At 45.9% G+C, this 17,261-nt stretch carries 6 protein-coding genes; 4 read left to right on the top strand and 2 right to left on the bottom strand.

Annotated features, from left to right (window positions below):
* The first annotated feature begins 164 nt into the window (after positions 1–164).
* From MHUN_RS17405 to MHUN_RS07100, 4 genes are all read left to right on the top strand, one after another.
* The gene (locus MHUN_RS17405; protein WP_011448371.1) at positions 165–3,995 is read left to right on the top strand and encodes a PAS domain S-box protein; all 3,831 of its coding nucleotides are present in this window, start codon (positions 165–167) and stop codon (positions 3,993–3,995) included.
* Positions 3,992–7,228 carry a PAS domain S-box protein gene (locus tag MHUN_RS17400; RefSeq protein ID WP_011448370.1) on the top strand — a complete coding sequence of 1,079 codons (3,237 nt, stop codon included), beginning with the start codon at positions 3,992–3,994 and terminating at the stop codon, positions 7,226–7,228. The genes MHUN_RS17405 and MHUN_RS17400 overlap by 4 nt, the downstream gene beginning before the upstream one ends.
* 115 nt (positions 7,229–7,343) lie before the next feature.
* Positions 7,344–9,572 (top strand): PhnD/SsuA/transferrin family substrate-binding protein, encoded by a 2,229-nt coding sequence (locus tag MHUN_RS07105; protein ID WP_048067357.1) that lies wholly within the window; start codon positions 7,344–7,346, stop codon positions 9,570–9,572.
* 12 nt (positions 9,573–9,584) lie between these two features.
* Positions 9,585–9,794 (top strand): hypothetical protein, encoded by a 210-nt coding sequence (locus tag MHUN_RS07100; RefSeq protein ID WP_048067356.1) that lies wholly within the window; start codon positions 9,585–9,587, stop codon positions 9,792–9,794.
* 432 nt (positions 9,795–10,226) lie between these two features.
* On the opposite strand, the gene MHUN_RS07095 is transcribed toward MHUN_RS07100, so the two are convergent.
* A complete protein-coding gene (locus MHUN_RS07095; protein ID WP_048067355.1) occupies positions 10,227–11,783 on the bottom strand; it encodes an ATP-binding protein in 1,557 nt (518 codons plus the stop codon).
* Positions 11,784–11,866: 83 nt separating this feature from the next.
* Positions 11,867–17,182, bottom strand: a complete 5,316-nt coding sequence (locus MHUN_RS17395) for a PAS domain S-box protein (RefSeq protein ID WP_052288841.1) — start codon at positions 17,180–17,182, stop codon at positions 11,867–11,869.
* Positions 17,183–17,261 lie beyond the last annotated feature (79 nt).

The raw sequence follows: 17,261 nt of genomic DNA, 5'->3' as shown, positions 1-17,261 counted from the left end.
TCTACTCCTCTTCGGTCATGGTTTAGGACAAGGAATAAATAACAATATTTTTATTCATAGGATACATTGGAGTTTTAAGGGACATCCCCTGCAGAGACAAAAAACGTCCATATATATACGTCTGTGTATGCAGATACCCCACTCTCTCATAAATCCGGCAGACTATGATCTCAATACTCCTTGTCGATGATGACCCGGCCCTGCTGGAGGCCTGTAGGCTCTATCTTGAGGATACGGGAGAATATGCTGTCGATACATCCCTTTCAGCCACAGAGGCATTGATCAGACTGCAGCAAAAATCATACGATGCGATTATAGCAGATTATGAGATGCCTGATATGAATGCCCTGCAGTTTCTCTCCATATTTCGCAGATGTGATCCCTTCACCCCGTTTATTGTCTTTACCGGACGGGGTCGGGAAGATGTTGTCATACAGGCTCTTGAAGGCGGTGCCGACTATTACCTGCAGAAAGGAGAAGATCCAAAGACACAATTTGAAGCATTGCGGGATCGAATCGCAGGGGCAGTTGCCAGGAGAAAATTGGAGAATGCACATGTCCGAAAGGATCGGTTACTCGCTGCCATTGCGGAATGCACCAGGATTCTTCTCATGGAGAAAGAGGTAAACCAGGCAATTCAGCAGGTGCTTGACATCATCGGTCCAGCCACAAATCAGGACCGGATCTATATCTTCCAGGCTCATACCGATCCAAAAACCCATGAACTCCTGGTAAGTCAGCGGTTTGAATGGACGAACAAGGGGGTTGATTCGCAGCTCGATAACCCGGATCTGCAGAACATGCCATTTCAGATCGTTGCCCCCTACTCATTTGATCTGCTGCATAGAGGAAAGATGGTATCAGGCCTGGTAAAAAATCATCCGGAGAGTGAACGGGAGATACTGGCAGCCCAGGGGATCATCTCCATCCTCCTTGTACCCATTATTGTGGACCGGAAATTCTGGGGATTTATCGGATTTGATAACTGCAGAACAGAATATGAATGGAATAAAGGAGAGAAAGAGACGCTGCTCACCCTCGCCAATTCCATAGGGTCTGCAATAGCCCGTGCATCGGTTGAGGATGACCTGAGAAAGACAAATGAGTATCTTGAAAACCTGATAACCAATGCAAGCGGGCCGATTATCGTTTGGGACCCTGAATTACATATAACCGGGGTGAATCGTGCATGTGAGATTCTCACCGGATGCCCTGCTCATGATCTGATCGGTAAGGACCTCTCTGTTATCTTCCATCAACAGGATCAGGAACGATGGGCCTGCCTTATGAAGAGTGCTTTTAATGGAGAGCGATGGGATATGGTTGATATCCCGGTCCGGCACCGTGATGGAAGTGTAAAATATATACTCTGGAACTCATCACCCATATACTCGACCGCCGGGGGACCATTGGTTGCAACCATTGCCCAGGGTCTTGATATCACAGAAAAACTCCGTCTTGAAGAGGAGAAGGATGCTGCAATAAAACAGATAAAGGTCAATTTTGCCCAGCAGGCGGTACTCAACGACGGGATCAGAAACCCCCTTGCTGTTATTACCGGGTATGCAGAACTCATTCCGGAGAAACAGATCAGGGAGATGATAGTGCAGCAGGTCAGCCAGATAGATTCCATGGTCACCCAGCTGGACCGGCGGTGGAATGAATCTGAGTCCATTCTTCAGTATCTTCAGAAACATCATAATATCCATATGGATGAGAGTTGTCCTGCTATCACATCCCCTGAGAAAGCACCCTTTGTCTCTGCTGTACCTGGTCTCCATGACAAAGGCATTGAAGAACTGATTCTGGTATTAGATACCCTTGACATTCTTATATACATAATCGATTTAGAGAGCCATGAACTGATATATGGGAACCAGAAAGCCAGAGAACTGTATGGAGATATGGTAGGCAAACCCTGCTATCAGGTATTACAAAAAGGTCAGACTTCTCCCTGTCCATTCTGTACAAACCGGCAACTCACCGATTCAAAAGGCCCGCTCGGGACACATGTATGGGAACGGAAAAATCCCATAGATGGTCGGTGGTATGAATGCCATGCACGAGCAATCCCCTGGATCAATGGACGACTGGTCAGACTGGAGATGGCAGTTGACATATCAGGAAGGAAGCATGCTGAAGAGATATTACTTCATAATGAGGAGAGATACCGGCAGATCTCATCACTTACCTCAGACTTTGCATTCTCCTGTGTCCGGTATCCTGACGGGATGTTTCACATTGACTGGATGGCCGGGGCAGTAGAACCAATAACCGGGTACACCATCGATGAACTCAAAGAAAAGCAATGCTGGAGGGCAATTGTTATAGATGAGGATCTCCCCGTATTTGATCAGTATGTAACGGGTCTTGTTCCTGGTCAGTCGGCAACCTGTGAACTCTGGATCAGGCATAAAAATGGTGACCGGATCCGGATATCCTGCAAGACCAGATGTGAACAGAGTGAGAGTCCGGCCGGAGTAATCAGGCTGTATGGGGGGTGCGATGATATCACACAGACCTGGCAGGTTCAAAAAGCCTTAACAGAGCGGGAAGAGCGGTATCATTCCTTCTCATCCATGATACGGATGATGTGTGATACGGTTCCTGATATGATATGGGCAAAAGACCTGGAGAAGAAGTATTTATTTGCAAACAAGGCCCTCTGCGAAGACCTTTTGAATGCCCGTGATCCCTCTGAACCGATTGGGAAGACTGATCTTTTCTTTGCTGAACGTGAAAAGAGAGAACATCCTGAAAACCCTGAATGGCACACCTTTGGAGATATCTGCCGTGATACGGATCAGATTACCATGGATGCAGGAGAACCCAGGCAGTTTGATGAGTACGGCAATGTCAAGGGAAAGTTCCTCTACCTGGATGTGCACAAAGCCCCGTTCTTAAATACAAAGGGCGAAATGATTGGAACGGTAGGGTCTGCACGGGATGTCACCAGGCAAAAAGAGGCTGAAGTAGTACTCAAACAGAATGAAGAACGATTCCGTGCCATTGTGAATGCGATTCCGGATATCCTGTTTACATTAGATGAGAACGGGGTATATCTGACCTGTCATGTGAATGATCCTGCTCTTTTAATCTCTCCTGAAGAGGAACTGATCGGAAAATCACTGCATGATCTTCTCCCCGAACCCGTTGCAACCAGGGGTCTTTCAGCCATTCAGAAAACGCTCAGGACCGGAAAGATGCAGTTCTTTGAATATTTCCTTGATATTCAGAATAAAAAGCTCTGGTTTGAGGCGAGGATTATCAGATCAGCACCCCGTGAGGTCCTGGCAATTATCCGTGATATTACAGAAGAACGGTACAATGAGGAGGCTCTTCGTCAGTCAAACGTGAAACTCCGTCTTTTAACCAGTCTCACCAGGCATGATATCTATAATAAAATATCAGCTGTCGATATGTTTCACAACCTGGCACTCCAGTCTTCTGATCCTGAAAAGATCCATGAGTATGTGGAGAATGCCCGGATCGCTGGTGAACAAATAGAAAAGATAATCAGTTTTACCCGTGAATATGAAAACTTCGGAATATATGGGACAGGATGGCTGGCGATACAACCGATTGTGGAATCGGCTTGTGAAGAGGTAGAATGCCCGGGTATTACATTTTATAATGAGATACCACAAACCCTTGAGATATTAACAGATCCCATCATTCGGAAGGTCTTTACCACGCTGCTTGAAAATTCAATTCGTCATGGAGAGCAGGTCACACAAATTCGTGTCAGGGCAGACCGAAGCAATGGAGATTGCATTATTGTGTATGAAGATGACGGGATTGGCATTGTCGGGGAAGATAAGGAGATGATCTTTGAGCATGGATATGGGAAGCATACCGGTATCGGTCTCTTTCTTGCTCGTGAAATCCTTTCCATCACCGGTCTTTCCATTCGTGAGTGTGGAACATACCAGCATGGTGTACGGTTTGAGATCACCGTTCCTACCGGGAAATGGCGCTATGGAGAAGATACATGACTGATCAGATCTCTGTTTTGTATGTCGATGATGAACCTGATCTCCTGGATCTTGGGAAGATTTTCCTGGAACGGACCGGCGATTTTCGTGTTACTATCGCAACCGGCGTAAAAGAGGCCCTTTCAGCCATGGAGGGCAGTGAGTTTGAGACCATCATCTCCGACTACCAGATGCCGGGAATGGATGGGATTGGGTTTTTAAAACACCTGCGTTCACATGGCAATAAGACTCCGTTTATTCTGTTCACCGGACGGGGCAGGGAAGAGGTCGCAATAGAGGCACTCAATAACGGAGCTGATTTCTATCTGCAGAAAGGAGGGGATCCAAGGGCACAGTTTGCAGAACTTGCCAATAAGGTCCGATATGCGGCATCTCACCGTCGGGCGGAAAAGCAGATTCTGGACCTGCAACAACGGGAATCTGAAATAATCAATTTTCTGCCTGATGCCACCTTTGCCATAGACACCAGCCACGTCGTCATCGCCTGGAACCGGGCCATGGAGCGTCTTTCCGGTATATCTGCATCGGAGATCATTGGAAAAGGTGATTATGCCTATGCAATCCCTTTTTACCAGAAGAAGCGGCCGATGCTCATCGATTTCGTTCTTGATAATGATCCGGAGATGATGGAGAAGTATCCATCCCTCATCAGGCAAAATCACACCCTCACTGCTGAAATCACCCGCCCCTGGGTCCATAACGGAAAAGAACTCTACTTCTGGATTACTGCCTGCCCCCTCTATGATATGAAAGGGAACGTTATCGGGGCGATTGAGTCACTTCGGGATATCACTCCATTGAAAAAGGCTCGTGAGTTACTGGAAGATACCGAGTCGCGGTACCGGATAACTCTTGATGCGTCAAACGAAGGGATATGGGACTGGAATATCAAAACGGGGGACGCTTTTTTCAGCCCGCACTGGTATACCATGCTGGGATATGAACCGGATGAATATCCATCCACATATAAAACCTGGGAGATACTCCTCCATCCTGACGACATCGAAATTACAAAAAACAGAATCCAGGAACACATCTCAAATAAGCAGGAAGGATATACCATCGAGTTTCGGATGCGGACAAAACAGGGGGGATGGAAATGGATACAGGCACGGGGCCGAGTCATCGAATGGGATGAGGATGGATCGCCGGTCCGGATGGTCGGGACCCATGCTGACATCACTGCGTTAAAGCAGGTTGAAGAAAAACTTCGTCTTGATGAGTCTAGGCTTGAAACCCTCCTGAACCTGACGCAAATGACAGAGAAGTCAATGAGCGATATCACACATTACGCTCTCGAAGAGGCTGTCCGTCTGACGCTCAGTGAAATCGGATATGTGGCATTTTTAAGCGATGATGAGGCCGTCCTTACCATACATGCCTGGTCAAATGTGGCAATGGAGGAGTGTCAGATAAGAGACCAGAAAAAGCTCTACCCGGTTGCAGAAACCGGACTCTGGGGTGAGCCGGTCAGGCAGCGTAGACCGGTAATTACCAATGATTATGCTGCACCGGATCCCTTGAAAAGAGGACTCCCCCCCGGTCATGTGAGTCTGACCCGTCATCTGGGTGTCCCTATTGTTGACGGGAACCGGATTGTAATGCTGATCGGTGTTGCCAATAAAACTGAACCATACGGGGATGAGGACATCCGCCAGCTGACTCTTCTTATGAACGGAGTCTGGAATATCATCCAGAGAAAACAATCAGAAGAAGCACTCCTCCGAAGTAATGAAGAACTGGGTGCAGCATACGAGGAGATCTCTGCCACTGAAGAAGAGCTCAGGTCACAGTATAATCTGATATCAGAGAAAATGGAGGATATCAGGGAGAGTGAGGAACGTTTTCGTGCAGTGTTTAACTCCACTCTGGTAGGAATTGCGATTACCACGCCAGATGGCAGATGGCTTTATTTTAACGATGCCCTCTGCTCTATGCTCGGGTACACTGCCGAAGAGCTCAATCAGATAAGATGGACTGATATAACTCCTGCTGAAGATCTCGTGGAAGAGATGAAGATATTTGAATCGGTTCTTGCCGGAAAAGATCCTGGAAACCTTGAAAAACGCTATATCAGAAAAGATGGTTCCATCATTGATGTTCTTATCTCCACCGGGATTGTCAGAAAACAGGATGGGAGTATCGACTATTTATGCTCCATTATCCTTGACATGAGCGAAAAAAAGGCGTCTGAACGGCTTCTAAGGGAGATAGAGGGGCAGCAGCGTCTCATCATAGAAAATGTTCATGATCCTGTTGTCATCGTTGACTTTGACGGGAATGTCCTCTATGGAAACCCGGCAGCCTTTTCCATATGCGAATTACCCCCCGGTTCTCTGTCATCACCACTCAATATCAGGGACATCCTTTCACCAGAATCCCTTGAAATGAGTTTGGCTGACCTTGCAGAGATCAAGAGGACCGGAAATCCGGTTATCAATGAGTACACTATCATCACGCAGTCAGGGAAGGTACGGACTGTCGAGGCTGCAGGACATCTTATTCAATGGAACGGAGAGGATGCAGACCTGGTCTCTATTCGTGATATCACCGACCGGAAAGAGGACAAGGATGCCCTGTTACAGGCTAACCGGAAACTTACCATCCTCTCTTCGATCACGAGGCATGATATCTTAAACCAGGTGACGGCTCTTCTTGGATATCTTGAGTTACTAGCGGATCATGATCTTGATCCGGATATTCAACAATATATTAAAAAATGCCTCTCCTGTACCACCACTATCCGGAGCCAGATCGCATTTACAAAACTGGTTGATGATATCAGGAATAAATCGCTCATGTGGCAGTATGCGGAACGGATGATTACTCATGTGCTCGAGGGGTATTCAATCGGTCAGATAACCTGTCAGGTTGATCTGAAAGGGCTGTATCTGTATGCAGATCCGATTCTGGAAAAGGTAATCTTCACGCTGATTGAAAATTCCATAAGGCATGGGGAGAACGTCACCAGGATTGCTTTTTCCTACCGGATTGATGATGGAGACTGTATCTTTGTGTATGAAGATGACGGATCTGGTATTCCGGATGATGAGAAGGAGAAGATCTTCAGGCAGGGGTATGGGAAGCACACCGGCCTTGGGTTATTTCTCATCAGGGAGATTCTGGCAATCAATGCCATGACCATATCAGAGACCGGTGCTTGGGGATCTGGAGCACGGTTTGAGATCCGTGTCCCTGCAGGGAAATGGGTGGTGAAAGAAGGGATGTCATAAGGCTGGCATCGGGTGCCTGATGGTATCCTACTCAAGAAAGAGATCCGGGATCCTGTTTTATCATGTCAGAAGTGAATATCCATCTATCCGAATATGATGGTTCAGGTATACTCAGGTGAATAGGGCAGGGGAAGATGGTGTGGTGATGACCGGGAGGCAGAGGCGATATTTTTCAGGGGGGTTCATATTTTTTCTAGTTCTTCTGTTTGTCCTTCTCCTCATCGCCCCGCTTCCCGCTCTCCCGGTTAGTAGTATTCAGCCGGTGCAGGACAATGGTATCGGTCCGGATACTCATCTGCCTTTTCTCTCTCCAGTCTCTGGAGAAATCAGGATTGGAGTGCTCGCAAGCCGGGGGGAGGAGATTGCTCACATGGAGTGGGACCCGACTGCTGACTATCTCTCCGGGAAACTTGCCCCCTATCATTTCACCATCATCCCTCTCAATTTTCAGGAGGTAATGCCAGCCGTTCAGAACAGGAGTGTGTCATTTATCGTTGTAAATCCGTCTGTATATACCGCTCTTGAGTACTATGGCCTTGCCCAGCGGATTGCAACATTGCAGGTTCCCGGTGATCCTGACCCGATCCCGGTCTTCGGCGGGGTGATATTTACCCGGTCTGACAATTCTGATATCCGGACCATTGAGGATCTGAAAGGAAAACGGGTTGCAGCGGTTGATCCGACGTCACTTGGCGGCTGGCATGCTGCATTCATGGAGATACAGGAGAAGGGTCTTGTCCCTGAACGGGATTTTGCTGAACTGAACTTTACCGGGACACATGATGCTGCAGTCCTTGCAGTTATCAATGGATACGCAGATGCAGGAACTGCCCGGAGTACACAGCTGGAGCGGATGGCAAAGGAGGGACGAGTCGATCTAAGCCAAATCCGGGTTATCAATGATCAAAGCATGGAATATCGATGGTATCCATACCGGATATCCACCCGCATGTACCCGGAATGGCCTTTTGCTGCGGTTTCAGGGACGAATCTAACATTGAGCAAGGCGGTATCTGTCGCCCTTCTGATGATGGATGCAGATGATCCGGCTGCACTGGCTGCCAGGAGTGCAGGATGGGCGATTCCCCAGGATCATTCGTCTGTTCATGAACTTCTCAGAGCTTTACATCTGCCTCCCTATGAGGATTATGGGAAACCTACCATTGAAGAGGTAGTCAGGCATTTCTGGCTTACAATTCTTGCTATTCTGGGTGGAATCGCGATTCTTGCTTCTCTTCTTGTGAATGTCTGGTACACGAAACAGGAACTTACAAGAGCCTTGATGCAGGGACAGGAACAGGAGCGTATGATGAAAACTCTGATCAGTAATCTCCCAGGGTTTGTGTACCGGTGTGCAAATGACAGGAACTGGACGATGATGTTTATCAGTGGCGGCTGCAGGCAATTGACGGGGTATGAGCCGGAAGATTTCATCGGAAATAATACTCTTTCTTACAATGATATCATCCACCCTGATTATCGCGACGATATCTGGGACATCTGGCAGAAAAAATTGCAGATGAACGATTATTTCGAGGGTGAATATCCGATTATTACCCGAAATGGAGAGACCAGGTGGGTGTGGGAGCGGGGAAGGGGAATTTTTGGAAATGACGGAACGATTCTCTTCCTTGAAGGGTTCATTTCAGATATTACCGACCGGAAACAGATGGATGAAGCGTTGAGAGAGTCTTATCAGAAGATTCGTCTTTTGACCGGTCTTACCAGGCATGATATTCTCAATCAGCTGACCTCAATGCAGCTTTGTCATGATCTGGCACGTGAAAGTGAGAATGTAGAGGAGTGCATGACCTTTGTGGACCGGGCCTCTGCTATTGGAAAACGAATTGAAGCAACGATTGGGTTTACCCGTGAATATGAGGCATTCGGGATAGCCGGGTCAGGATGGCAGCAGATATTTTTGGCGATCGAATCTGCAAAAACAGAACTCTCTCCTGGTGAGGTCATTATTGAAAATCTGGTTCCTTCTGATCTGACCATCTATGCAGATCCCATCATCCGAAAGGTATTCACAACGCTTCTTGATAATGCCATCCGCCATGGGAGAACAATTACCAGGATTCGGTTTTCTGCCCGGGAAGAGAGTGGATCCATGATACTTATCTGTGAGGATGACGGGGTCGGGATACCTGAGGAGGAGAAGGCCCGCATCTTCCAGCGGGGATATGGAGCACATACGGGTATCGGGCTCTTTTTATCACGGGAGATCCTTTCGATTACCGGACTTGAAATACGTGAAACCGGAATACCGGGAGAAGGGGCCAGGTTTGAGATATGGGTTCCATCCGGGAAGTGGAGGAGAACGGGGGATCTCCATTCATGAGATGGAGGCATAATGGGTCAGAAAGTATCGGGATTCTTCCTCATGGTGATCATTCTTGTGGGATGCTCCGGATGTCTCTCTGATCCTGATCGTACCCAATCTTCGTTCCCTCTCCCTCAATCAACTCACGTACCCTCTCCGGTTTATTATGCTGCCCGTCTTGTATCAGGAGGAGGAGTACAGGATACCATTCCGGCATTGGACACTCCGGTCTTCAATTAAACTGATGATTGTTTAATCGTGATTCGATGTTTCCATGGGTGAGCGGAACGAGCGGATGAATGGTCTCCCTTTTAGATATGCTTGGTTTAAAGAATAAATTATTCACATGATCTGGTAATCAATATGTCATACATGGTCATAATTAAAGTATCATATTACACAATTTTACCGAAAAATGTGCATTACAGTTTTTCTATTGCACAATTTCCGGATGGTCAGGATATGCATATTCTGGATACTCTGATTCGGTTTTTAATGTTCGATCACAAAGTATGACCGGTAGATTTTTATAACAAATTCTCTAATCATGATTAGTACTAATCGCGATTAGACATTTCATCAATAGGTATAAAAAACACCAGGTTCTGGAAAAAGAGTGGGATAAACCTACTGCAAGTATCTGAATCATTCGCCTGAAATTTTCTCATTGTACTATTCGGTTGCCACTTCCCATTGCTCAATATTCCGTGTTTTCGGATTCCATACGATACCGACCAGAATCACCTGTTTTGATTCAGCCAGGTACTTCTCAGCATATCCCTGATTTTTAATGTGGTCAAGAGGGTTTCTCTCTCCACTGCGATCAATTCCGAACACCTTGAATTCAAATATCCATGTAATGAGGCCGGTCTGAACTGAAAGATCAATCCTCCCTTTATTTGTGACATCCTCAGGGATTACGGTAAAACCAAGACTGGATAACCATGCATAGAAAACACTGGCATAATAGCCTTCATATTGAGAAATCGGGTTTTTCCTGTACCAGTCATGAGGAATTGATGCAAACAATGCCTGGATACGGGTACGCAATCCCTCGGTATCACCACTCTCCAAAATTGTCCGATAAGCCGGGACAGATATATTCGGTGTATCCGGACCGAGAATAGATAGAATCATTCGGTTAAAGGATTCTCTTACTTCACGGTTTGGAAATCCCAGGGTATACCATGTCCCGATATCCGGATTACTCTCCCAGGAATGGATCGTCAGGTACCCTGCCTGAAAAAGGAGCGTTTCAACTCGAATCTGCTCAGGATCAAAAGATCCTAAAATTTCTTCTCCGACAACCATCCCGTCAAATTCTGCCGGTAAACGTGGAGCATTTTTCCACAGCTCGATGAGAAAACCCGGTGTCCCGGTCTCAAACCAGTATGGTCTGAATATTCCTTTGGAAAAGAGAAGAAGAATGTCAAAGGGATTGTATACTCGTTCTCCGGTCCAGGAATAGCCATTATACCATTCCCTGACCTTATCTTTATCAAATTCATGAATATATGCTTTAAACACCTGGTCTAAATCATATTCTGTATATCCACAGATAGCAGAGTATGATCTGTCAAGCGTGATATCATTCAGGTTATTCAGGCCGGAAAATATCCCTGTCTTTACAAATTTTGAGACGCCGGTAAGCATCACAAACTTCAGGCTGGAATCGAGGGATTTAAGGACTCCGTAAAAGTCCCTCAACATATCCCTCATCTCTGCAGCGATACCCGGTGTTTTCAGGGTATCCAGGATCGGTTTATCATATTCGTCGATGAGTATTACTACCTGCATCCCGGTCTTCTGCTGAATAGTTCTGACTATAAAATCTAATTTTCCCCCACTCGTAGAGGGAACCGGGGTGCATTCATAATGAAGAGCCCAAGTGTCCAGAATTTCATGAATTCTCCGCTCGAGCTCCTCTGGTGTCCGGACTGGTGCAACTGACCAGTCAATTCTGAGAACCGGGTATTGGAAAGAAAAATCCCATCCTGATTCTGCTGTGTCAAGATATAATCCTGAAAAGAGATCCCGTTTTCCAGAAAATGCACAATCGATGGTATCAATAAGAAGGCTTTTACCAAATCTTCGGGGCCGTGAGAGAAAATAATATTTACCCTGTAGAGCGAGTTTTGAAATATATTTAGTTTTATCCACATAGGCATACCCGTCGGTAATGATGGTGGAAAAGGACTGGATACCTATGGGAAGTTTTTTCAAAGTCATCATCCTCTGGCTATGAAAAAGAATGTGTAATTTCTATAAATCTCTTCATGAGTTCTTATATCCTCTGTACATGTGATTTTAATTTAACTCTCCATCCTCCACTTTCCCCGTGGAATTCGAATCTCAAACCTTGCTCCATGTCCATAACTCCCGTTCTCTTCAATGGTAATGCCGGTAATAGCCAGGATCTCTCTGGTGAAAAATAACCCAAAACCGGTATTTTTCCCATATCCATGCTCAAAGAGGTGTGGCTTTTCGTCATCACGGATTCCGGCTCCGTTATCTTCAATTATCCATGAGAGATGGTCATCCTGACATTCATCTTCATAGTAAATCCGTATCTCTGAGAGATCGGGACCTCCATACCGGAAAGCATTTTCAATTATATTTAATATTGCCCGTTCCATAAGCGGATCGGCAAAGACCTCAAGACCGTTCAGATCTATTCTGAATCTGACGGGTTCCTTTTGCAGCTGCTCTGATACCGATTGAACCATTGCTGCAATATCATGCCATACTGCCTGTTTCACACCGATATTCTGATATTCATGAGTAAATTCTATGGCTTTCTGTATAATAAGGGCAATCTTTTCAATTCTGTCAATGTCCTCCTTTGTTTCCTCTGAAATTGGGGTAAGTCTGGTTTTATCAAGGAAGATAAGAAGGCTGGTTAGTGAGTTCCTGATATCATGCCTGGTAATGTCAGAGAGAAGATTTAATTTCTTATTTGCCTCAAAAAGTGCTTTTTCCGCTTCTTTTTTCTCTGTAATATCGGTATGGGTTCCATACATCATGAGGGGTGACCCGTCGTCAGTCCAGGACATTACCTGTCCGCGATCATGAATATATACCCAATTCCCGTTTTTATGTCGCATCCGGAATTCTGCATCATAATGACTATTTTCTTTGTTGAAATGTTTTTCCAGGATATCCATCACGATAGGAAGATCCTCAGGGTGAGTGAGATTTTCCCAGGTATGGATATTCACCGGCATAAGTTCATCTCTGGAATACCCCAGCATCTCTGCCCATATGGAATTGATGGTGACATCTCCTGTCTGGACATTCCATTCCCATGTTCCTGCCCTGGTTCCGGCGATTATACTAGCGAGACGCTGCCGCTCTTCCCAGAGTTCTTCGTCGGCAAGTTTTTTCTCGGTAATATCCCTGACGCATTCCATGAAAAGAATAACTTCCCCTTCATCGTTCAGCAGGGGAATGACCCGGAGATCAATCCATATTCCTTCCGGTAGTTTCACTTCGGTCTCAATTGCCTGTTTGGTTTTTAATGCATTACCTGCCAGGCAGTCAGGACATATAGTATCCAGGCCACGGTAGGTTGTATAACATTTTGAACCAGTTATCCGGCATTCTGGAGGAACTGATCCGAATCCATTCCAGTTGCTATAGATGATATTCATCTCCGGGTCATGGATTGAGATCATATCAGGAACAAGATCGAGTATTTTGTGGAACCGTTCTTCGCTTTGAGCAATCGCCTTTTCGATCTGTTTATGTTCGGTAATATCAATAATTGTCCCTTCGTAGAGGATGGGGTTCCCCTTTTCATCAGAAATAGTCCGGACATTGACCGAACCTGTGAAAATAGTTCCGTCTTTTTTCTTAAATTCTATCTCTCTGAGAAATACCGGCTGGCCTGATTTCAGATCTTCTAAAAGGGCCTTTCTGTCCTTTGATATGGAATACAGATCCTGGTCTACTCTCCGGTTCAGCCTGAATACTTCGGCCTGGTTTTCATACCCAAACATCCGTGCCATTGCATCATTGATCATGATAATCTGCCCGGATGGTGTCGTCTGGAATATCCCTATTGTAGCATCTTCAAAGATATGCCGGTATTTTTCCTCACTTCTTAGTAACTCCTGTTCTGCAGATTTGAGCTCGGTGACATCATGGGTAATCCCCCGCATCCCGATTACAATTCCATCATCATTCACAACCGGGTTTGCCCGAATCTCCATGATTCGTTCTGTGCCGTCTTTATGTTGTGCAGAGACGATAAGGGAATGAACTTTCCCAGGTAATTGCAGGTGTTGTGCAAGTTCGGCAAGGACCATCTCGTGGGATTCTTTCTGTACAAGTTTGAGAATTGATGAATTGAGCAGTTCATCAGGGGTATATCCAAGAAGATCAAACACCTGCCGGCTGATATAGGTGAAATTTCCCTTTGCATCTATCTCCCAGATGATATCTGGTGATGTTTCTATCAGATCTCTTAATTTTTGCAGGTTCTCTTTGAGTGCCTCCTCTGTTTTGATAAGGTCTGTATGAGCGACCCGCAACTCTTCAAGTTGGTGGTGTAATTCCTCATCCTTCTCCCATGCCTCCTCAAGGAGGGTATCCCGCTCATTCACTGTCCGTGCAAGGGTAATTGTACTCCAGCATTCCTGTGATATCAGGTGTATAAGCCGGGTGTAAAAGTGCATGACATGATCAACCGTCTGATGACTCCACCGGGGAACCTTCTCAAGAGCCCGTATGTATGCATCTTCGTCAAATCCATACGTTTGTGCCTGCTTTCTGAATAGTTCTTTGTCAATCTCTTCATCATCGAAGAAAAACTGCCCCAGAAACAGATTTCCAATATGGGTGTTTCCTATGGTAATGGGCGTTGCGATATCCCACATATTGTTTTTACACCGGTACAACCGGAATGTACCCGGATATACACCCTGTGATAAGATCGTATCACTTTCAATGCAGTTTTTACAGGTCTCCGGATGAATCCTGTGATATTGCACACATATATCCTGCCAACCGGTCGCAACCAGGACATTTCCCTTCAGATCAATAATGGCAACTCCAATCCCGGAGACTGCGTAAAAATCATTCATCAGAAGCTGTAATTCGTCGGTATCAATGATCTGTGCCAGGTCCAGGCTGCTGATATCTCCTTCAGGTTCAAGGAGAGAGGAGAGTTTCTCCCTGATTCTGGTTTCATTCTCTTTTAGTCGCTTTTCTGCCTGCAAACGCTCTATCTCTCCTGATGCTCTGACAGACACCATCTTGAGAAGAGGTTCTGCAAGGTGCAGGGTTTCAGGTTCCTTTTTCCAAATGACCGAGATGACTCCGATAGGAATTCCTGAATAACTCCAGATTGTTGTCCCGACATAACAATTGGCCTGTAGGTTCAAAAGGAGGGGATCATCCTGAAAAGCGAGGTGCACATTGTGGTCATATGAGCAGATCTTTTTCCCAATAACATGAGGGAATATGGTATGATGAATCGGAAATGACCCTGATTCACGATCATCAAAACCGGGACAGGATGCAAGGGTTTGTGCCTCATTATTTCCGGTTAGAATATCGATTGAGACATAGGATGCTGCGAGGATCTCTTTGAGGTACCGGACGACAGACTGGAAGAAGTCTTCTCCGAACTGGAGGTAATCTGAATGAAGAAGGTAATTTCGTGTATCATCTATACATTTCTCATCGGTGACGTCTGTGGCTATCTCCAGCCTGACCAGTCTTCCGTCTGTCCACCTGATAGCCCGGTCCCGGCAGTCATACCACCGGTTATTTGATGGGTTGTGACATTCCCACCGGTATACGCCGGCAGGCTCTGCATTCACAACCAGCCGCATATTTGTGCAGAATTCACACGGGGCATTTCGGCCCTCATTCAGCCATTGATAACATTTCCTCCCGGTATCATCACCAAAGACTGCTCGTGCCTTTTTATTAATGTAGAGCAGCTCATAGGTTTCCATGTCAGCAACGTAGATGATAGCATCAATGCTGTCCAGTATCGTATAGAGCTGGGCTTGTACCTCTTCAATTAAGAGTGTTTTGCTGTCAGGTACGAACTGCCCTTGGGGGTCTTCATGTTTCAGGCTGCTGCCCTTCTGCTTGATTCTTTCCCCATTCCGGGCGTATTTGTGAATGTGATGATGTTTTCTGAGATAGTCCAGTATCTTTACAGAATTTACCCATTCCTGGTCCAGAGATTGGATCATATCATCGATTCGTGATACCTGCTCCCTGATCTGTCTTTCCAGCTCTCCCGAATCGATCATATCTCGCATGTCGATAAGAGAAGTTATGATCGTGAGTGGATTTCTTATTCCGTCATTCAGGATAGCAAGTTTTGCAATATTCTCCTGAATCTGGGTGGTCAGTTTCTCCTTCTCTTCTTCAAGGTGGATCTCCTGGGTGATATCTCTTCCCTGGGCAATGGTTGCAATTACCTGTCCATCAGGATCATAAATGGTGGAGGAATTCCACACGATGGTTTTTATCTCGCCGTTCCGGTGCTGAATAGCAAGTCTGACCGTATCCCACCTGACCCCGTCATGAGTGGTCCTGATAAGCCGCATTGATTCTGCTGCATTCTCCGGTGGAAAGAGTATTTCAAGAGTTTTTCCTTTCAGATCATCAGCATTCCATCCACTCAGGAGTTCAAATGAGTGATTGGCCCTGGTGATCAGAAGGTTTTTGTCCCAGACAAGAATGGGAACATTTGCATTGTTGATCAGGTTTTCAAGGTATGCATTTGTCTCTTTGAGGAGAGCCTCATGTCTGCTCCTTTCGGTGATGTCCTGAATCAGAGTAGCAAATTGTCCTTTTCTTGGGGAATAGGCGGTAACTTCAAAATATTTATCAAGTTCCCGGCTATAGTTTTCAATATGGGCGGACTGGCCGGTCAGGGCTACTCTGCCATAGAGATCAATCCAGTACTGTTCAGTTCCTGGTAATACTTCAAGGACGGTTTTGCCAATGATCTCTTCTTCCCTGAGTCCGGTTAACTCAGTAAATGCCGGATTTACTTCGATAAACCGATAGTTTACAGGATTTCCATCAGTATCACAGATGATCTCATGAAGGGCTATGCCGGCACTATTGTAGGTAAAGAGCTGACGGTAGGTATGTTCCCGGTCATCTATCTCCTGCTGTGCAGTGTATATCTCCTCAAGTTGCTGCTTGAGTTCTTCTTCTGAACTTTGTATCTGTTCATATGCCGATTGAAGTTCGATATTCCGCTCTGCCAGATCTGTGGTTGCTTTCTCTTTTTGAACTGAAAGATAGGTAACTGTTCCGGCAACAAGGGTGAATATAACTGCCCGTATCCCTTCCCCGGCCAGGATGGAGGGATCCCGGGTATACAGGAAGATAAGAGTGATGTAAAAAACTATGAGCATAACGGAGAAGAGAAAGCCACGCAGGAAATAAAATGCACAGGCGATAATTATCGGAAAATAGTACAGGTTCTGGAATATTGTTGTCCAACCTGACTGGAGAGAGATAATACTAATAATAATTGCAGATACACTGGTAACAATAAGCAGAATGAGGGGTAATTTATCTGGAATCCTGATATTACGAAGGTGTGATATCATACAACTCCGGGTTTGGAGATCAGGTTCATCCTTCTCCATGACGATCAGATACTCCTGTGATATCCACTTTCGTCTGATTCTGGCATTATCCTGTCAAGGGATGTATTCCTGTGATCAT

This window comes from Methanospirillum hungatei JF-1 (assembly GCF_000013445.1).
In the GTDB taxonomy this organism is placed as follows: domain Archaea; phylum Halobacteriota; class Methanomicrobia; order Methanomicrobiales; family Methanospirillaceae; genus Methanospirillum; species Methanospirillum hungatei.
The sequence above is the reverse complement of the archived record's forward strand: the minus strand, read 5'-3'. Positions and strand labels throughout refer to the sequence as shown.